This window comes from Streptomyces sp. NPDC042002 (assembly GCF_055588305.1).
This window is the reverse complement of the sequence record NZ_JBVJCT010000001.1, coordinates 170,824-188,358: the sequence shown is the minus strand read 5'-3', so window position 1 is coordinate 188,358 and position 17,535 is coordinate 170,824. Positions and strand designations below refer to the sequence as shown.

General features: G+C 71.7%; 16 protein-coding genes and 1 pseudogene. 4 read left to right on the top strand and 13 right to left on the bottom strand.

The genetic code is table 11. The annotated features are described in order from the left end of the window. Window positions 1–171: 171 nt before the first annotated feature. Window positions 172–1,524 carry a class II 3-deoxy-7-phosphoheptulonate synthase gene (locus ACZ6KY_RS00790; RefSeq protein WP_469308138.1) on the bottom strand — a complete coding sequence of 451 codons (1,353 nt, stop codon included), beginning with the start codon at window positions 1,522–1,524 and terminating at the stop codon, window positions 172–174. 130 nt (window positions 1,525–1,654) lie between these two features. After that, the gene (locus ACZ6KY_RS00785) at window positions 1,655–2,878 is read right to left on the bottom strand and encodes a glycoside hydrolase domain-containing protein (protein ID WP_469308137.1); all 1,224 of its coding nucleotides are present in this window, start codon (window positions 2,876–2,878) and stop codon (window positions 1,655–1,657) included. A 48-nt stretch (window positions 2,879–2,926) separates the two neighbouring features. Here ACZ6KY_RS00785 and ACZ6KY_RS00780 point away from each other — a divergent pair, with 48 nt between their 5' ends. Together ACZ6KY_RS00780 and ACZ6KY_RS00775 are read left to right on the top strand one after the other, a co-directional pair. Continuing rightward, complete coding sequence (locus ACZ6KY_RS00780; RefSeq protein WP_469308136.1) at window positions 2,927–3,067, top strand: trp operon leader peptide; 141 nt, start codon at window positions 2,927–2,929, stop codon at window positions 3,065–3,067. 109 nt (window positions 3,068–3,176) lie between these two features. Further along, window positions 3,177–5,078, top strand: a complete 1,902-nt coding sequence (locus ACZ6KY_RS00775) for an anthranilate synthase family protein (RefSeq protein WP_469308135.1) — start codon at window positions 3,177–3,179, stop codon at window positions 5,076–5,078. Here ACZ6KY_RS00775 and ACZ6KY_RS00770 read toward each other — a convergent pair. The 5 genes and pseudogenes from ACZ6KY_RS00770 to ACZ6KY_RS00750 all read right to left on the bottom strand — a co-directional run. Then, the gene (locus ACZ6KY_RS00770) at window positions 5,030–6,025 is read right to left on the bottom strand and encodes a 2-hydroxyacid dehydrogenase (protein ID WP_469308134.1); all 996 of its coding nucleotides are present in this window, start codon (window positions 6,023–6,025) and stop codon (window positions 5,030–5,032) included. The two genes, ACZ6KY_RS00775 and ACZ6KY_RS00770, sit on opposite strands and share 49 nt — an antisense overlap. 71 nt (window positions 6,026–6,096) lie before the next feature. After that, on the bottom strand, window positions 6,097–7,125 hold the full coding sequence (locus tag ACZ6KY_RS00765; protein WP_469308133.1) for a 6-phosphofructokinase: 1,029 nt from the start codon (window positions 7,123–7,125) through the stop codon (window positions 6,097–6,099). Between the two features lie 155 nt (window positions 7,126–7,280). Next, complete coding sequence (locus ACZ6KY_RS00760) at window positions 7,281–7,928, bottom strand: response regulator (protein WP_469308487.1); 648 nt, start codon at window positions 7,926–7,928, stop codon at window positions 7,281–7,283. Between the two features lie 73 nt (window positions 7,929–8,001). Next, window positions 8,002–9,225: a MacS family sensor histidine kinase gene (gene macS / locus ACZ6KY_RS00755; protein WP_469308132.1), complete on the bottom strand. Its 1,224-nt coding sequence runs from the start codon at window positions 9,223–9,225 to the stop codon at window positions 8,002–8,004. Between the two features lie 219 nt (window positions 9,226–9,444). Beyond that, window positions 9,445–10,227 (bottom strand): annotated as a pseudogene (locus ACZ6KY_RS00750) (lysophospholipid acyltransferase family protein); the annotation flags it as partial. A 158-nt stretch (window positions 10,228–10,385) separates the two neighbouring features. On the opposite strand from ACZ6KY_RS00750, the gene ACZ6KY_RS00745 reads away from it, so the two are divergent. Continuing rightward, window positions 10,386–11,195, top strand: a complete 810-nt coding sequence (locus tag ACZ6KY_RS00745) for an alpha/beta hydrolase (RefSeq protein WP_469308131.1) — start codon at window positions 10,386–10,388, stop codon at window positions 11,193–11,195. Further along, window positions 11,188–11,949, top strand: coding sequence for a hypothetical protein (locus ACZ6KY_RS00740; RefSeq protein WP_469308130.1), 762 nt, complete (start codon window positions 11,188–11,190; stop codon window positions 11,947–11,949). The genes ACZ6KY_RS00745 and ACZ6KY_RS00740 overlap by 8 nt, the downstream gene beginning before the upstream one ends. A 65-nt stretch (window positions 11,950–12,014) precedes the next feature. On the opposite strand, the gene ACZ6KY_RS00735 is transcribed toward ACZ6KY_RS00740, so the two are convergent. The 6 genes from ACZ6KY_RS00735 to ACZ6KY_RS00710 form a co-directional block, all read right to left on the bottom strand. Beyond that, window positions 12,015–12,779, bottom strand: a complete 765-nt coding sequence (locus ACZ6KY_RS00735) for an endonuclease/exonuclease/phosphatase family protein (RefSeq protein ID WP_469308129.1) — start codon at window positions 12,777–12,779, stop codon at window positions 12,015–12,017. 130 nt (window positions 12,780–12,909) lie between these two features. Next, on the bottom strand, window positions 12,910–13,863 hold the full coding sequence (locus tag ACZ6KY_RS00730) for an ROK family glucokinase (protein WP_469308128.1): 954 nt from the start codon (window positions 13,861–13,863) through the stop codon (window positions 12,910–12,912). 54 nt (window positions 13,864–13,917) lie between these two features. Beyond that, window positions 13,918–14,403, bottom strand: a complete 486-nt coding sequence (locus ACZ6KY_RS00725) for a DUF5304 domain-containing protein (protein ID WP_469308127.1) — start codon at window positions 14,401–14,403, stop codon at window positions 13,918–13,920. A gap of 93 nt (window positions 14,404–14,496) precedes the next feature. Continuing rightward, complete coding sequence (locus ACZ6KY_RS00720; RefSeq protein WP_469308126.1) at window positions 14,497–15,666, bottom strand: ArsA family ATPase; 1,170 nt, start codon at window positions 15,664–15,666, stop codon at window positions 14,497–14,499. Between the two features lie 495 nt (window positions 15,667–16,161). Further along, window positions 16,162–16,602: an SRPBCC family protein gene (locus tag ACZ6KY_RS00715; protein ID WP_469308125.1), complete on the bottom strand. Its 441-nt coding sequence runs from the start codon at window positions 16,600–16,602 to the stop codon at window positions 16,162–16,164. 124 nt (window positions 16,603–16,726) lie between these two features. Further along, window positions 16,727–17,482, bottom strand: a complete 756-nt coding sequence (locus tag ACZ6KY_RS00710; RefSeq protein WP_469308486.1) for a metallophosphoesterase family protein — start codon at window positions 17,480–17,482, stop codon at window positions 16,727–16,729. Between the last annotated feature and the right edge of the window lie 53 nt (window positions 17,483–17,535).

Genomic DNA, 17,535 nt, shown 5'->3' with positions numbered 1-17,535 from the left:
ATGTGTTCCCCCCCCCGCGGGAGTGGGGGGTTGTTGCCTTCCGGGGGGTGGGGGAGAAAACCCCACCCTTACCGGGAAAAAAGAAACAAAAAAGGGGGGGGGGGGGGGGGGGGGGGGGCCCCCCCCCCCCCACTTCAGGTGCCGGTAACAGGCGTGACGCCTGTTGATCTGCTACTGGTCGCGGTACATCTCGGCGACGAGGAACGCCAGGTCAAGGGACTGGCTGCGGTTCAGGCGGGGGTCGCAGGCCGTCTCGTAGCGCTGGTGCAGGTCGTCGACGAAGATCTCGTCGCCGCCGCCCACGCACTCGGTGACATCGTCACCGGTGAGCTCGACATGGATACCGCCCGGGTGCGTGCCGAGGCCCTTGTGGACCTCGAAGAAGCCCTTGACCTCGTCGAGCACGTCGTCGAAGCGGCGGGTCTTGTGGCCCGAGGCCGCCTCGAAGGTGTTGCCGTGCATCGGGTCGGTCACCCAGGCCACGGTCGCGCCCGAGGCGGTGACCTTCTCGACCAGCTCGGGCAGCTTGTCGCGGACCTTGTCGGCGCCCATGCGGACGATGAAGGTCAGCCGGCCCGGCTCGCGGTCCGGGTCGAGGCGCTCGATGTACTGGAGCGCCTCCTCGGCCGTCGTCGTCGGGCCCAGCTTGATCCCGACCGGGTTGCGGATCTTCGAGGCGAACTCGATGTGCGCGCCGTCGAGCTGACGGGTGCGCTCACCGATCCACACCATGTGGCCCGACACGTCGTACAGGTGGCCCGTGCGCGAGTCGACGCGGGTCAGCGCCGACTCGTAGTCCAGGAGCAGCGCCTCGTGGGAGGAGTAGAACTCGACGGTCTTGAATTCCTCCGGGTCGGTCCCGCAGGCCCGCATGAAGTTCATCGCGTTGTCGATCTCGCGCGCGAGCTGCTCGTAGCGCTGGCCGGACGGGGACGACTTCACGAAGTCCTGGTTCCAGGCGTGCACCTGGCGCAGGTCGGCGTAGCCGCCGGTGGCGAAGGCGCGCACCAGGTTGAGCGTGGAGGCGGACGCGTTGTACATCCGCTTCAGGCGCTCGGGGTCCGGGATGCGGGACTTCTCGTCGAAGTCGAAGCCGTTGACCGAGTCGCCCCGGTACGTCGGCAGGGTCACGCCGTCGCGGGTCTCGGTGCCCTTGGAGCGCGGCTTGGAGTACTGGCCGGCGATCCGGCCGACCTTCACCACCGGCACCGAGGCGGCGTACGTGAGGACGGCGCCCATCTGGAGCAGGGTCTTGAGCTTGTTGCGGATGTGGTCGGCCGACACGGCGTCGAAGGCCTCGGCGCAGTCGCCGCCCTGGAGAAGGAACGCCTCTCCCTTGGCGACGGACGCCATCCGGGCGCGCAGCTGGTCGCACTCGCCGGCGAAGACGAGCGGCGGATACGACTCGAGGTCCGCGATCACATCGCGCAGAGCCTCGGCATCGGGGTACTCGGGCTGCTGCGCCGCGGGCAGGTCTCGCCAGGTGTTGCCAGCGCTCGCGCTGGGCTTAGCGTTCACGGTCACCCCGACAACATTACGTCGTCGTGTCGGGCGTCCATTCACATGCTCATCAATTGAGACGAACCGCGCTCGAACGGCATCTCTCCGGGCGGCCGTGGGACTCGGCACCGCGGCCGCCCGGGGAGGGAATCCGCTAGTCCACGTCGAGGCGGTCGCGGTCGATGGAGATCTTCACACCGCCGTGGGTCTCGGTCGTGTCGCCCACGTACTGGTGGATGCGCTGGTGCTTGCTCCACAGGGCCGAGGGGATCGAGGAGTCGGACGTGCTCGACTCGGCGTTCCATCGGGCGAAGTGGATCACGTCGGGCAGGGTGACCTCGCCGCGGTGGGCGATCAGGTCGGACACCAGGGACGAGGTGCTGCCGTACGCGCCGGAGCGGTAGCCGAGTGCGTGCAGGCGCTCGGTGTAGGCGTCGAGGTAGGAGAGCACCTGGTCGGTGACCTTGCCGCCGGGCTCGTAGTGCTCCAGGTCGTTGTAGATCACCGTGCCCTTGCCGAAGCCCAGCGCGGCGGCCTGCTTGACCGCGTCGTCGGCGGCCGCGGTGCCCTGCGGCACCGGGCTGGTGATCGCCGAGCAGCCGCCCCCGCAGCTTCCGCCGTCGGAGGAGGGCTGCCGGCCGACGTACAGCGGGAAGAACCGCCAGCCGCGCGTGTACTGCGTCCGCACCCAGTCGGCGGTGAGGTGCTGCTGGGCGCAGGCGCGGTTGAGACCACCGATGTAGACGCCGATGGCGCCGTAAGGGGAGTCGTCCTGCCAGGCGTCCATCGCCGACTGGCTCGGGGCGGTACAGGCGTCGAAACCCTCGCCGTGGTAAGTGGTCGCGTCGGTCGGCAGCGGGGCCGCGGCGGGCTGTTCCGCTGGTCCCTCCTGCCGGGCGGCGGCGACGGGCAGTCCGGCGCTGCGCAGGACGTCCTGGATACGGGTGCGGTCGTAGCCGTAGGCGGCGGTGACGGCGATGCGGTCGGCGGTGGCCCGGTAGGTGCGGGCCGTCGGGTTCTCGGTGACGGCCCGGTCCGCGGCGGGGGCGGGGGCGGGCTGGACCAGCAGCGCTTCGGTACGTCCGCTGGCCCTGGCCGGGCAGTTCTGGTCGCTGCCGGGCGTGCCGAGGTAGACGGCGTGCCGGTCGAAGCGGACGCAGGTGTCCGGATGTTTCTTCAGGTCCACGATCTGCCAGGAGGCGGGGACGGTGAAGATGTGGCCGCGGTACGCGACCTGGGTCAGGTCCTCGGAGTCGCTCGGGCGCGGGGCCGAGCTCGCGGGGCCGAGCGGCCCGGCGGCGAGGGCGGCCGCCGCGAGGAGCACGGTCAGGGCGCGGGCGCCGGTCCGGCGGGTCTGGGGCGAACGTGCTGCGTGCATGACTCTCGTTTCACGGTGGGTTCGGACGGTCGGGCTGTCTGGCCATCCATGGCCGGTGGCCGGGCGGTCGGAACGCCATGCGGGAACGGTTCACGCTGTTGCGCACCCCTCACGTCGGGTAATGTGCGGCGCATGTCCGCGCATTCGAACCAGAACTGGTGGTGGACCGCTCATCCGGCGGCCCACTGACTGCGCGTAGACACGACTTCGCGAAGGCCGCCCGAGGGGCGGCCTTCGGTGTTTGCGGACCCGGGCCGTTCCTCTCCGAGATGCACGATCCGAGAGAAGGACCGCACCGATGAATCTGCTCGACCTGCTGGACGATCCCCGTCCCTTCGCCCTGCTGCGCCGCCGCACTCCGGGCCGCGACCACGAGGTGGTGGAGCTGCTGCTGGGGCCGGTGCGCGAGGTGGAGCACCTCGCCGACATCCCCGACGAGGGCCTCGCGCTGATCCCGTTCCGGCAGATCCGGGAGCGCGGCTTCGATGTCCGCGACGACGGGACCCCGCTCTTGGTGCTCACCCCCGAGGAGCGCCACGAACTGCCGCTCGGACAGGCGCTGGAGCAGCTGCCCGCGCACGACGTCCGGGTCGAGGGCGGCGGCTTCGACGTCGGCGACGAGGAGTACTCCGGGATCGTCGAGCGGGTGCTGCGCGAGGAGATCGGGCGCGGCCAGGGCGCCAACTTCGTGATCCGGCGGACGTACGAGGGACGGATCCCGGGGTTCGGACGGGCCGACGCCCTGGCACTGTTCCGCCGGCTGCTGGTCGGTGAGCGGGGCGCGTACTGGACGTTCGTCGTGCACACCGGGGAGCGGACGCTGGTCGGGGCGAGCCCGGAGGTGCATGTCCGGATGTCCGCCGGGACGGTCGTGATGAACCCGATCAGCGGGACGTACCGCTATCCGGCCGGTGGGCCGACGCCGGAGGACCTGCTCGCGTTCCTCGCCGACGGCAAGGAGATCGAGGAGCTGTCGATGGTGGTCGACGAGGAGCTCAAGATGATGTGCACGGTGGGTGACATGGGCGGGGTGGTGATCGGGCCGCGGCTCAAGGAGATGGCCCATCTCGCGCACACGGAGTACGAGTTGCGGGGCCGCTCCTCGCTGGACGTGCGGGACGTGCTGCGGGAGACGATGTTCGCGGCCACCGTCACCGGCTCGCCGGTGCAGAACGCCTGCCGGGTCATCGAGCGGCACGAGGCCGGCGGGCGCGGCTACTACGCGGGCGCGCTGGCGCTGGTCGGGCGGCAGCCGGGGGACGGTCCGGACGCGGGGGCCGGGGCGCAGACCCTCGACTCCCCGATCCTCATCCGGACCGCCGACATCGACGCGGACGGGCGGCTGCGGGTGCCGGTCGGCGCCACCCTCGTACGGGGATCGGATCCGGCGGGCGAGGTCGCCGAGACCCATGCCAAGGCGGCGGGTGTGCTGGCGGCGCTCGGGGTGCGGCCCGGCAGGCCGCGCCCGGACGGCGTACGGCCGAAGCTGGGCGACGATCCGCGGGTGCGGGCGTCGCTGGACGGGCGGCGGGCCTCGCTGGCGCCGTTCTGGCTGCGGATGCAGGAGCGGTCCCAGGAGCTCGCCGGGCACGCGCTGGTCGTGGACGCCGAGGACACCTTCACCGCGATGCTGGCGCATCTGCTGCGGTCGTCCGGACTGGACGTGACCGTGCGCCGCTACGACGAGCCGGGGCTGCGTGAGGCGGTCCTCGCGCACGAGGGGCCGGTGGTCCTCGGCCCCGGTCCCGGCGACCCCTCCGATCCGGCGGACCCCAAGATGCGCTTCCTGCGGACGCTCACCGCCGAGGTGCTCAGGGAGCACCGGCACGGTGTCCTCGGTGTCTGCCTCGGGCACGAGCTGATCGCGGCCGAACTGGGGCTGGACATCGTCCGCAAGGACGTTCCGTACCAGGGTGCGCAGACCCGTATCGACCTCTTCGGGCGGGCCGAGACCGTCGGTTTCTACAACAGCTTCGTGGCGCGCTGCGACGACGAGGCACTGGTGGAGCTGCGGGCGCACGGTGTCGAGGTCAGCCGTGCCGCGAACGGTGAGGTGCACGCGCTGCGCGGTCCCGGGTTCGCGGGCGTGCAGTTCCACCCGGAGTCGGTGCTGACGCTGAACGGTGCTGCCGTCGTACGGGAGCTGACGGGTCAGCTGCGGGGTACCAGCACGTTCTCCGAGCGGCGGCCCTCGGTGTAGTCGAGGACGTTCCCGACGGTGGTGTCGACGATCTGGCCGACGGCGTCACCGGTGTAGTACGCCTGGTGCGAGGTGACCAGGACGTTCGGGAAGGTGACCAGGCGGGCCAGGGTGTCGTCCTCGACGGTTTCGAGGGACTTGTCGAGGAAGAACAGCCCGGCCTCCGCCTCGTACACGTCGAGGCCGACGCCCGTGAAGCGGCCCTCGCGCAACTGGGTGACGAGGGCCTGGCTGTCGATCAGGCCGCCGCGGCTGGAGTTCACCAGGATCGCGTCGTCCTTCATCGCGCGCAGGGCGTCGGCGTCGATGAGGTGCTGGGTCTGGGGCATCAGCGGGACGTGCAGGGTGACCAGGTCGGACTCGGCGAGGAGGCGCTCCTTGGAGACGTACTCCATGCCGAGTCCGGCACAGACCGGGTTCTCGGCGATGTCCCAGCCGAGCAGGTTCATGCCGAAGCCGTGGGCGATCCGGGTGAAGGCCTCGCCGATCTTCCCGGTGCCGAGGACGCCCGCGGTGCGGCCGTGCATGTCACGGCCCATCAGTCCGTCGAGCCGGAAGTCGAAGTCGCGGGTGCGGTTGGCGGCGCGCACGATACGGCGGTTGACGGCCATGCCGAGGGTCCAGGCGAACTCGGCGACCGAATAGGGCGAGTAGTACGAGACCCGGGCGACCGTCATGCCGAGGCGCTCGGCGACGTCGAGGTCGATGTTGTTGAAACCGGTGGAGCGCTGGGCGACGAGCTGGGTGCCGCCGGTCGCCAGGGTCTGCAGGACACGGTGTCCCAGGCCGCAGTTGACGCTGGTGGAGACGGCCTCGTAGCCGGACGCGATCGGCGCGGTGTCCTCGGTGAGGAAGACGCCGAGGCAGCGGACCTCGTGGCGTCCCGCGAAGGCCTTCTCGATCAGGGGCTTCTCGTCGGACTGGACGCCGAACGCCAGGATCTCCACCGGTTTCTCCCGTTCTGGGGGTATGGGCCGAATATACGGCCCATACCCCCAGAACGGCAGAGGCGCCGCCGTCAGCCGAAGAAGACCCCGACCTCCTCGTACAGCTTGGGGTCGACCGTCTTCAGCTTGGCGGTGGCCTCCGCGATGGGAACGCGGACGATGTCCGTGCCCCGCAGGGCGACCATCTTGCCGAAGTCGCCGTCCCGGACGGCCTCGACGGCGTGCAGGCCGAAGCGGGTGGCGAGCCAGCGGTCGAAGGCGCTGGGCGTCCCGCCGCGCTGGACGTGCCCGAGGACCGTGGTGCGGGCCTCCTTGCCGGTGCGCCGCTCGATCTCCTTGGCCAGCCACTCGCCGACACCGGAGAGCCGGACATGCCCGAAGGAGTCCAGGGTGCCGTCCTTGAGGACCATGTCGCCGTCCTTGGGCATGGCGCCCTCGGCGACGACCACGATCGGCGCGTACGACGCCTTGAAGCGCGAGGTCACCCAGGCGCAGACCTGCTCGACGTCGAAGCGCTGCTCGGGGATGAGGATGACGTTCGCGCCGCCGGCCAGGCCCGAGTGGATCGCGATCCAGCCCGCGTGGCGGCCCATCACCTCGCAGACGAGGACGCGCATATGGGATTCGGCGGTGGTGTGGAGGCGGTCGATGGCCTCGGTCGCGATGTTGACCGCCGTGTCGAAGCCGAAGGTGTAGTCGGTGGCGGAGAGGTCGTTGTCGATGGTCTTCGGTACGCCGACGACGTGGATGCCGTACTCGTCGCCGAGCCGGGCGGCGACGCCGAGGGTGTCCTCGCCGCCGATCGCGATGAGGGCGTCCACCTCCTGCTTGGCGAGGTTCTCCTTGATCCGGCGGATGCCGTTCTCCTGCTTGAGGGGGTTGGTGCGCGAGGACCCGAGGATGGTGCCGCCGCGCGGCAGGATCCCGCGCACGGCGGGGATGTCGAGCCGTACGGTGTCGCCTTCGAGCGGCCCCCGCCACCCGTCCCGGTATCCGACGAAGTCATAGCCGTACTCCTGCACGCCCTTGCGGACGATGCCCCGGATGACGGCGTTGAGCCCGGGGCAGTCGCCGCCTCCGGTCAGTACTCCGACCCGCATGGAAAGTCCCTTCGCCACGGTTGGCTGTCGGACTCACGCTAATAGTGATCCAGGTCACTTCGGCATGGTGCGGAAGGGCTGTTCCGGTGAATTGTCGGGCGGTTGATCGGTACAGATCACCCGAAGGGCGGCATCCGTGCCGGGATCCGCGCGGGTCACGCCTCGTCCAGGCCGCGCTCTATGGCGTAGCGGACCAGCTCGACACGGTTGTGCAACTGGAGCTTGCCCAGGGTGTTCTGCACATGGTTCTGGACGGTGCGGTGGGAGATGACCAGGCGCTCGGCGATCTGTTTGTAGCTCAGGCCCTTGGCGACCAGGCGCAGCACCTCGGTCTCACGGTCGGTCAGCTGCGGGGCCCTCGGCTGGTCGGCGCCCGTGGCGGTGACGGGCTCCGAGGCCAGCCGGCGGTACTCGCCGAGGACCAGGCCCGCCAGGCCCGGTGTGAACACCGGGTCACCGACGGCGGTCCGGCGCACCGCGTCGGTCAGCTCCTCGGCCGACGCCGACTTCAGGAGGTAGCCGGTCGCGCCGGACTTCACCGCCTCCAGTACGTCGGCGTGCTCGCCACTGGCCGACAGGACCAGGACGCGCAGGGCAGGCTGGGCGCCGACGAGTTCCTTGCAGACCTGGACACCGGGCTTGGCGGGCAGGTTCAGATCGAGGACGAGGACGTCGGGCGCCGCCGCCAGGGCGCGGCGCACGGCCTGTTCGCCGTCGCCCGCGGTGGCGACCACGTCGAACCCGGCGGCCGCCAGGTCACGGGCCACGGCGTCACGCCACATGGGGTGGTCGTCCACCACCATGACCCTGATGGGGTCCTCGCCCGCCCGCGCTTCCTCCGCCGCCCCGCCCGTCATCGCCCTACCGTCGCCTTCGTCATCGTGTCCTCGCCTTCCCCCGCACTTCCTTCGGCACCTTCAGCTCGACCTCCGTGCCCTGCCCCGGGACCGAGATCAGCTCTGCCGCGCCGCCCAGCTCGCGCAGCCTGCCGCGGATCGACAGCGCCACGCCGAGCCGCCCCTCTCCCTCGGCCTGGGCGAGCCGCCCTTCCGGGATGCCGGGGCCGTCGTCGCGCACCGTCACGATCACCGTGTCCGGTTCGTCCTCGACCAGGATCCAGGCGGCGGCGTCCGCGCCCACGTGCTTGCGGACATTGTCCAGGGCGGCGCCGACGGCAGCGGCCACCTCCCGTGCGACGGGCGGGTCTAGCGGCACCGGCGCGCCGGGCTCGGAGAGGGTCACCCGCGCGGTGGCGTACGGGGCGAGCAGGGCGCGCAGGTCGACGGGACCGGCGGGGCCCTCGTCGTCGGGTTCGTCGACGGCGCGTACGACCGCGCCGAGCGCCGAGTCCTCCGACACCCGCGAGACGGGCACCAGACCGCCCGACACCAGGGTGCGCAGCGCGGCCTCCTGCTCACCGGCCATCCGGCCGAGCTCGGCCGCCTCGCCGCCGAGCGCGGCGCCGCGCCGCTGCACCATGGCGAGGACCTGGAGCACACCGTCGTGGATGTCCCGGGCGAGGCGCTCGCGTTCACGGGTGGTCGCCTCGATCTCCAGGGCACGGGCGAGGGTGCGCTCGGAGGCGCGGGCGACCTCGACGACGTAGCCGATGGCGATGGAGGCGACCCAGACGAGGATCACGTTGTGCACGGTGTCGCGGGTCGGGGCGCCGCGCTCGATGAGGTTGGCCGCGGCGACGAGCGTGGAGGCGAAGGCCGCCCACCGCCAGCCGCCCTTGATCGCGAAGGCCAGGACGGCGCCCGCCGTCCATATCGACGGCAGCGTCGGGCCGCCCGAGTCGATGCGCGTGGTGGAGTCGGCGACGCGGGTGAGCATGATGCCGGCCAGCGCGACCGTGAGGTCGGCGGCGAGGAACCGCTTGGTGCAGTTGGCCGCGCCGGAGACCCTCGGGAGCGTGGCCAGCGTCCAGACCAGCAGGAACGCGAAGAACGCGACGGCCACCCATGGGCGGGCGAACCTGTCGTACGCGGTGGCGAAGAGCCCGATCGCGTACAGCACGGTCAGTACCCGGTACCCGGTCAGCGCACGCCACAACGGCTGCTCGACCGACATCCTCATGACTCTCTCGCGCCTGGCCATGCCCCCCACCCCACACTGCCGACGTCCCTACGGACGCTTCTAGGAGCCGGAACGTTGCCTGTCGGTCGGTTCGGCTTCCCCGCCGGCCTGCTCACCGGCCGACGGATCGGCCTGTTCCCCGGCCTGCTCCTCGACAGCCTGCCCCCCGGCCTGCTCGTCGGTCTCAGCCTTGGCCGCCTGATTCTCGGCCCTGTCTTCGGCCCGCTCCTCGATCGCCCGCTCCGCGGCCTGCTGCTCCGCGGCCTGCTTGTCGGCCTGGTCCTTGGCCGCCTGCTTCTCGGCCTGGGCGAGTGCCGCCCTGGCCGCCTTCTCCGCGTCCTTCTCGGCCTTCGCCGCATCCGCGATCTGCCGCTTGGCGGCCGTCGCGTACATGTCCACGTACTCCTGGCCGGAGAGCTTCATGATCTCGTACATGACCTCGTCGGTCACCGCGCGGAGCACGAACCGGTCGTGCTCCATGCCGCTGTAGCGGCTGAAGTCCAGCGGCTTGCCGATGCGGATACCCGGACGCATCAGCTTGGGCATCACCTTGCCCGGCGGCTGGATCTTCTCGGTGTCGATCATCGCGACGGGGATGACGGGCGCGCCGGTGGCGAGGGCCACGCGCGCGAGGCCACCCGGCTTGCCCCGGTAGAGACGCCCGTCGGGCGAGCGCGTGCCCTCCGGGTAGATGCCGAACAGCTCACCGCGCTCGATCACGTCTATGCCGCTCTTGACGGCCGCCTCGCCCGCGCCGCGCGCGCCGGAACGGTCCACCGGGAGCTGGCCGACGCCCTTGAAGAAGGCGGCGGTCATGCGGCCCTTGATGCCCGGGGTCGTGAAGTACTCGGCCTTCGCGATGAAGGTGACCTTGCGGTCGAGGACCGCCGGCAGGAAGAACGAGTCCGAGAACGACAGGTGATTGCTCGCCAGAATGGCCGGGCCGTCGGCGGGGATGTTCTCGAGGCCTTCCACCCAGGGCCTGAAGGCGAGCTTCAGCGGCCCTCCGATGGAAAACTTCATTGCGCCGTAGATCACCCGAGTGCCTCCTGTGTCGTAGATCAGACCTTAACCCGGAGCACCGTCAAAGCACCCGACGACCCTGGTCGGTGTCAGTACGGTCGCGTACGGTGAAACACACCTGGAGTCGTTTCCGCCCAACTCATGAACAGGAGACCGAGGTGCCGGTCCTTCCTGGAGCCGAGCCGTTCCGCCACGAGGGCGGAGAGGTCGGCGTCCTTCTCTGCCACGGTTTCACCGGCTCCCCGCAGTCGCTGCGCCCCTGGGCGGAGTACCTCGCCGAGCGCGGTCTCACGGTCGCGCTGCCGCTGCTGCCGGGACACGGCACCCGCTGGGAGGACATGCAGCTCACCGGCTGGCAGGACTGGTACGCGGAGGTCGACCGCGAGCTGCGCGCCCTGCGCGAGAACTGCTCGCGGGTCTTCGTCCTCGGGCTCTCGATGGGCGGCGCGCTGAGCCTGCGGCTCGCGGCCAAGCACGGCGACGAGATCACCGGCGTCGTGGTCGTCAACCCGCTGAACAAGGTGCAGGGCCTGGCCGCGCACGCCCTGCCCGTGCTCCGTCACCTCGTTCCGTCGACGAAGGGCATCGCGAGCGACATCGCGAAGGAGGGCTCGCAGGAGGTCGGCTACGACCGGGTGCCCCTGCACGCCGCGCACTCGATGCGAAAGCTGTGCGCGGTCGTGGACGCGGAGCTGCCGCAGGTCACCCAGCCGCTCCTGCTGCTGCACAGCCTCCAGGACCATGTGGTCTCCCCCGCCGACTCGGCGCGCATCCTCGGCCGGGTGTCGTCCACGGACGTGACGGAGATCGTGCTGGAACAGAGCTACCACGTCGCGACGTTGGACCACGACGCGGACCGGATCTTCGAGGAGAGCTACTCCTTCGTCACCCGGCTCGCGCCCGGTGCCGGCAAGGAGGCCGACGCGGGTCAGGTGGGTCGGCAGGAAGGGACGGCAGCCGGTGGCTGAGCACGACGCGGACCGCGGCGATTCCGAGGAGAAGGGCGTACCCGTCGGCGAGCCCCTGGACGGGACCCTCGGCGACGCGCTCAAAGAGTCCGCGGGGGACCCGCTCGGAGAGTCGCTCGGTGATGCCCGTGGGGAGTCCCTCGGCGACGAGCAGAGCGTGCCCTTCGACGAGGACGCCGCCTGGCAGTCGATCGTCGAGGGATACGGCGAGGAGCCGCCGGACCCGCCCGGCTCGCGGCCCTTCAGGTCGGTGGAGGACCTGGCGCTCCCCGAGCCCGGTACGGACCCGGGACCCGGGACCGGCGGCGAGAGCGCCGGGGACGGCACGGGCGGGGGCGACGACACCCCGGCACCTGGAGCCGCGCCCGAGCCGGAGGCCACCGTCGGCGACGGGCCCTCCGCCATCAAGCCCCTCGGCAGTTCGATCGCCTTCGCGCCCGGTGTCGGCGGCCCGCGGGACTACCGTGCGCCCGAGCCGGCCGAGGACGACTTCGACGAGGACGACGAGGGCCACTTCGTACCGCCCGAGCCTCCTCCGCTGCCGACCGCGGACACGACCGCCAAGTTCGCCTGGCTCGGCGTGCTCGGCGGCCCCGCCCTGCTCCTGCTGGCTGTCCTGCTCAGCTGGGACATGACCTGGTGGCTCACCACCCTCGGCATCGGCGGCTTCCTCGGCGGCTTCGCCACCCTGGTGACGCGCATGAAGGGCGACGACGAGGACCTCGACGACCCCGGTCGCGGCGCGGTCGTCTGACCCCCGGTTCCCAGGACTCGGGCACTCGGGCAGCGGTACTCAGGACGCGGTACTCAAGACGGCGCTCAAGACGCGGGCACTTTGAGGGCGGCCAGCACGGGCAGGTGGTCCGTGGCCGCCCTCAGGTCCGTCCCGGTGACCCCGGGAAGGCCGAGCGGCACCCCGCAGCCGAGGACCTCGATGCCGGGCGTGGCGAAGATCGCGTCGATGCGCCGGTCGGGTCCCGCGAACGTCCAGGTGTGCTCCCCGCCCCAGGGACGGGTCGCCCAGCCGTCCTGGAGCGTGCCCGCGAGACGGCGGAACGCCGGCCCTGTCGGACGTTCGTTGAGGTCGCCGCCCGCGACGGCGTGCGGGGTACCGAGACCGGCGAGACGGTCGAGGAGCATGCCGCTCTGCTGGAGGCGCTCGTCCTTCTGGAGCGACAGATGGCAGCTCAGCACGCCGAGCCGGGCGCCCCCGAACCGGACGACCGCCGTGGCGAAGCCGCGCCGGTGCTGGCCCGGGGTGAGCGGGAGCAGCACGTCCTCGGTGCGCTCCACGGTGGCCCGCAGGGTGCACAGCAGCGCGGGGCCGGAGGCGGTGGCACCGCCGGACAGGACGACCAGGCCGGAGGCGGCGGCGAGCCGCGCGAGTTTCTTGCGCCAGCGGAAGAAACGCGGCGCCTCCTGGACCAGGACGAGGTCCGGTGCGCAGGCGCTGATCACGCGGGCGAGCGCGGCGGTGTCGTCGCGCGTCGAGCGGATGTTGTAGCTGAGCACGCGGATGACGGCCGAACCGTCGGATTCGGTGCGGGACGCGGGCAGCGGACTGGCGGAGGGGCTGGTCGGCATGGCGATCAAGATACGCGCCGAGAGCCCCCGGAAGGGGTGGAAGTCCCGGCGCGGCCGGCCCCGGACACGGCGGCGCCCGCCGTCCCATGGGGGTGCGGCGGGCGCTGCCGTGCGACAGGATGTGCGGGCGCTACATGATGGGGTCGGGCTCCCGGGCCAGGTCCGCCGCTCCGACGAGACCCGCCTTGTTGCCCAGCTGGGCGGCGATCACCTCGGCGACCGGGCGCCAGTTGCCGCCGACCAGCCAGCGCTTGTACGACTTGCGGATCGGGTCGAGGACCAGCTCGCCCTCGTCCGAGAGACCGCCGCCGACGATGAAGGCGGACGGGTCGAAGAGCGAGGCGAGGTCGGCCAGACCCGCGCCGGCCCAGCGGGCCAGCTCGCGGTAGGAGTCCACCGCGACATGGTCGCCCTGCCGGGCCGCCATGGAGATGTGCTTGCCCTCGATGCCGTCGGGGGTGCCGTCACCGAGGCCCAGCAGGACCTCCGCGGCCTCCGGGGTCGCGTTGGCCCGCTGCTTGGCGTAGCGGACGAGGGCGCGCCCCGAGGCGTACTGCTCCCAGCAGCCCTGCGAGCCGCAGCCGCACAGCAGACCGTCCGGCACCATCCGGATGTGGCCGAACTCGGCGGCCACGCCGAAGTGGCCGCGGCGCAGCTTGTTGCCGATGATGATGCCGCCGCCGAGGCCCGTGCCGAGGGTGATGCAGATGACGTTGCGGTGGCCCTTGCCGGCGCCGAACTTGTATTCGCCCCAGGCGGCCGCGTTCGCGTCGTTCTCCACGACGACCGGCAGGCCCACGCGCTGCTCGACCTCGGCCTTGAGCGGTTCGTTGCGCCAGTCGATGTTCGGCGCGAAGTAGACCGTCGAGCGCTGGCGGTTCACGTATCCGGCGGCACCGATGCCGACGCCCACGATGTCGTGACCGGCGCGCGCGCCCTCCACGGCCGAGGCGATGGCGTCCACGATCGCCTGCGGCGTGGTGGGGGTCGGCACCTTGTGCGTCGAGAGGATATTGCCTTCCTCGTCGACCACACCGGCCGCGATCTTCGTGCCGCCGATATCGACGCCGATGGTGAGTCCCATGAATCCCTCAGTTTCGGTCGAGCCCCGCTACGGCCAACCGTACCCGAGGGGCGATTAGTCCAAGTCGATGTGTTCGCCGGGACCGGACTCGTCGTCGCGGGATCCGGTGCCCCGAGTGGTCCAGCGGCGCTCCTGGTTCTCGACGGCCGAACGGTAGGCGGCGAGCAGTTCGGAGCCCGCGGCCGCGAGATGGTCGAACACCTCGGGGTTGCGCTCCAGCACCGGTTCCACGGCGGCCTTGGCCTGCTGCACGACCTGGTTGACCATCTGCTGGGCGGTGCCGGAGGCGACCGCGCCGAGCAGCGGCGACTGGAGCCCGGAGAGCTTGTCGGCGACGGCGTCGACGAGTTTGCGCAGTTCCTCGGCGGCCGAGCCGGGCGGCGGGCCGTGCTGGGCGCGGCGACGGGCCTTCTCCGCGGCGAGGTCCTCCGCGCAGGCCGTCGCCCAGGCGTCGGCGTCGGTGGCGTGCGTTTCCTCGACGCGCACCTCGTCGGCCGTCTCCTCCTGAGCGGCGTCGGATGGGGGGCGCTCTTCGCTCATGGCGGGACTCCTGCCTACTTTTCTTCGTGCCTTCGACGTTACCCGAACGGGGGTATCCCGTTCACCGTGTCCGACGCCCGGATCACGGCACGGTCACTTCTCGCGCGGCCACAGCCCGGGATCGGGCGTGAAGCGGACGCGCAGCTCGCCCTCGCGCAGTGCCGCGCCCGCCACGGTGCAGCGGCGCAGTACCGAGGGGAGGGGGACGATCCTGCGGAACTGGCCGACGGTGACGACGAGTTCGTCACCGCGCCGGATGAGGTCGAGTTCGTCGCGTATCGCGCCGGGCAGCGGGATGTGCCAGACCAGCACGCCGTCGGCGGCGAGATGGTCGGTGACGGGCCACTCGACGGGGGTGGGCGCCGTGTTGACGCCGGGCACGGGGAGCGCGGCGAGGTCGTCGGTGCCGCGCGGGTCGTGGCCGCGGTGCGGGACCTCGTGGACCTCGTACGTCTCCTGCCACTCGTCCAGGGCCTTGCGCTGCTGGGCCGCGAGGGCCCCCAGCCAGGCGTCGTTGGTGGCGCCGGGCAGCACCCGGTTCGCGACCAGGCTGTCGACGGGCAGGCCGCGCAGGGCGAGGGCGGTGGCGGTGGTGCGGACGGCGTCACTGCCTGCCGGTCCTGGCTCGGCGACCAGTCGTACGGTCGTGGCGCGGTCCTCGACGACGGCCTGCACGGCGGCGAGTTCGACGTCCCAGCGCCCCGCCGTCTCGTACAGCCACTCGGCGGGCATGGGCACGCCCGCGAGCCGCCCGAGGACGGGGCGCAGGGCGCGGGCCGCCTGGCGCTCCGGCGGGAGCAGGCGGCGCAGATAACGGCGGAGTTCCTCGGGCAGGGCGAGGAGGGCGAGTGCCTGGGGGGCCGGCGGAAGGTCCACGACGAGCAGGCCGTACGCCTCCGACAGCGCGGCGTCGCGCAGGGCGCGCAGCAGGGCGAGTTCCTCGGCGCCGGGGAGCGGGGTGACTTCCTCGGCGTCCAGACGGGAGGCGCCGAGCAGGTCGAGGGCGGTGGTGGCGCGCCGCTGGAAGGCGGTGAGGTCGTCGCGGAAGCGGGCGGCGGCGTCGGGGCGCCAGGCCGTGAGACCGGGGGCGGCTTCCACGGGGTCCGGGCCGGTGGGGACGCCGAGGACGGCACCGAGGGTGTCGGTGCGGTCGGCGGTGAGCACCAGGGTGCGGGTGCCTTCCCTCGCCGCCTTCAGCGCGGTGGCCGCGGCGACGGTGGTACGGCCGGTGCCGCCTTGGCCGGTGATCAGGATGGTGCGCATAGGGGTGAACGCTACCGGTGCGGCGGCCTCGGCGGTTTTCGGGTTCCGGTCCGGTGGGTGGGCGGGCCGCGCCGGTACATCCGCGGTCCCCTCCGGTGGGTGGGTCGGGGCCGCGCCGGTACATCCGCCCGCATCCGGACGGATCCCGGCGGCGTCGCGAAGTGGGCGTGGGTGCCGATCCGTCCGGCCTGCGGGCATTTGATGTACCGGCACGTCCCCTCACGCCGGATCCCGGCTGCGCGTGCGTCGTGGTGGCCCATCACTTCAGCCCCGGCCGGGGCTGAATTCAGCCCCTCCGGCGTTTGAGGAGCGGGGGCTGGGGCGGAGCCCAGGTACGGGAAGGGTAGGGGCGGCGGCGGAAGAAGGGTTGTGGCTCCGGCGGGCGCCTTTTGGGTCTCGCCGGGGTCGTCGTCGCCCGGGGTGGGGGGCGCGGGGCGCGTTCCAGGGGCTCGCCGGGGTGACGTCCCGGGGTGCGGGGCGGGCGCCCGTGGGTGGCTAGACCGTTTCCTCGACGCGCTTCTTCAGGCCCGCCAGGGCGCGGTCGATGATGACCTTCTCGGCCTTGCGCTTGATCATGCCGAGCATGGGGATCTTGACGTCGACGGTCAGCCGGTAGGTGACCTCGGTGGCGCCCTCGCCCGCGGGCTTGAGGAGGTAGGAGCCGTCCAGGGAGCGGAGCATCTGGGACTTGACCAGGGTCCAGGAGACCTCGTTCTCGCCGGTCCAGGTGTAGCCGAGGGTCTGGTCGTCCTTGATGGCGCCGGCGTCCATGACCAGGCGGACCTGTTCGGCGCGGCCCTTCTCGTCCGTCCCGAGCACCTCCGCCTCCTTCACCTCACCCGTCCAGTCCGGGTAGCGGGCGAAGTCGGCGATCACCGCCATGACGTCAGCCGGTGCCGCCTCGATCGTGATGCTCGAACTGGTGTGTTCCGCCATCGCGGTGGCTCCTCCAGATGCGGTCCGGTGAGGGAGGTCGGTGCGCACGTGTGTGCAGCGTGAAGGCTACCGCGCACGGCCGCGGGCGCCGTCACCCCGCCCGGCGTTCACCACGGCCCGGGGCTCACCACTCCAGCGCCCAGGGCCGGCCCGACCCGGCGAAGTGCCCCACATTCACGCATTCCGTCGCCCCGACGCGCATCCGGCGGACGAGGGGCTGGTGGACGTGGCCGAAGAGCGCGTAACGGGGGCGCGTACGCCGGATCGCGTCCAGCAGGGCACGGGATCCGCGCTCGAAACGGCGCGCCACGGTGTCGTACACCAGCTCCGGCACCTCCGGCGGGATGTGCGTGCACAGCACGTCGACCTCGCCGACCGCCTCGATCTTGGCCGCGTACTCCTCGTCGCTGATCTCGTACGGCGTCCGCATCGGTGTCCGCAGTCCGCCGCCGACGAACCCGAAGACACGGCCGCCGATCTCGACCCGCTCGCCGTCGAGGACGGTGGTGCCGGGTCCGGCGTACTCCGGCCACAGGGTCGGCATGTCGACATTGCCGTAGGTCGCGTACGTCGGCGTCGGGAGCGCGGCGAACATCTCTGCGTACTGCTTGCGTACCGCCTTCTCGATCGCGGCGGCCCGGTCGGTGCCGATGCCCGCCCACAGCCGGGCGCCGAACGCGCGCGCCTCCTCGAAGCGCCGGGCGGTGCGCAGCTCGACGAGGCGGTCGGCGTTCTCCACGCCGAACAGGTCCGGGAAGATGCCGCGCGCGTGGTCGGCGTAGTCGAGGAAGAGGACCAGGTCACCGAGGCAGATCAGGGCGTCGGCGCCGTCGCCCGCGCGGGCGAGGTCCCGGGCGTTGCCGTGCACGTCACTGACCACGTGAATGCGCGTCCTCGGACGGCCGACCGGTGTGGATGCCATGACGATCAAGC

Coding starts and splice junctions, on each gene's coding strand:
- macS (WP_469308132.1), bottom strand. CDS start 9,225: ATGGCCAGGCGCGAGAGAGTCATGAGGATGTCGGTCGAGCAGCCGTTG.
- ACZ6KY_RS00760 (WP_469308487.1), bottom strand. CDS start 7,928: ATGGTGGTGGACGACCACCCCATGTGGCGTGACGCCGTGGCCCGTGAC.
- ACZ6KY_RS00725 (WP_469308127.1), bottom strand. CDS start 14,403: ATGAGCGAAGAGCGCCCCCCATCCGACGCCGCTCAGGAGGAGACGGCC.
- ACZ6KY_RS00730 (WP_469308128.1), bottom strand. CDS start 13,863: ATGGGACTCACCATCGGCGTCGATATCGGCGGCACGAAGATCGCGGCC.
- ACZ6KY_RS00785 (WP_469308137.1), bottom strand. CDS start 2,878: ATGCACGCAGCACGTTCGCCCCAGACCCGCCGGACCGGCGCCCGCGCC.
- ACZ6KY_RS00780 (WP_469308136.1), top strand. CDS start 2,927: ATGGCCGGTGGCCGGGCGGTCGGAACGCCATGCGGGAACGGTTCACGC.
- ACZ6KY_RS00775 (WP_469308135.1), top strand. CDS start 3,177: ATGAATCTGCTCGACCTGCTGGACGATCCCCGTCCCTTCGCCCTGCTG.
- ACZ6KY_RS00735 (WP_469308129.1), bottom strand. CDS start 12,779: ATGCCGACCAGCCCCTCCGCCAGTCCGCTGCCCGCGTCCCGCACCGAA.
- ACZ6KY_RS00765 (WP_469308133.1), bottom strand. CDS start 7,125: ATGCGGGTCGGAGTACTGACCGGAGGCGGCGACTGCCCCGGGCTCAAC.
- ACZ6KY_RS00720 (WP_469308126.1), bottom strand. CDS start 15,666: ATGCGCACCATCCTGATCACCGGCCAAGGCGGCACCGGCCGTACCACC.
- ACZ6KY_RS00715 (WP_469308125.1), bottom strand. CDS start 16,602: ATGGCGGAACACACCAGTTCGAGCATCACGATCGAGGCGGCACCGGCT.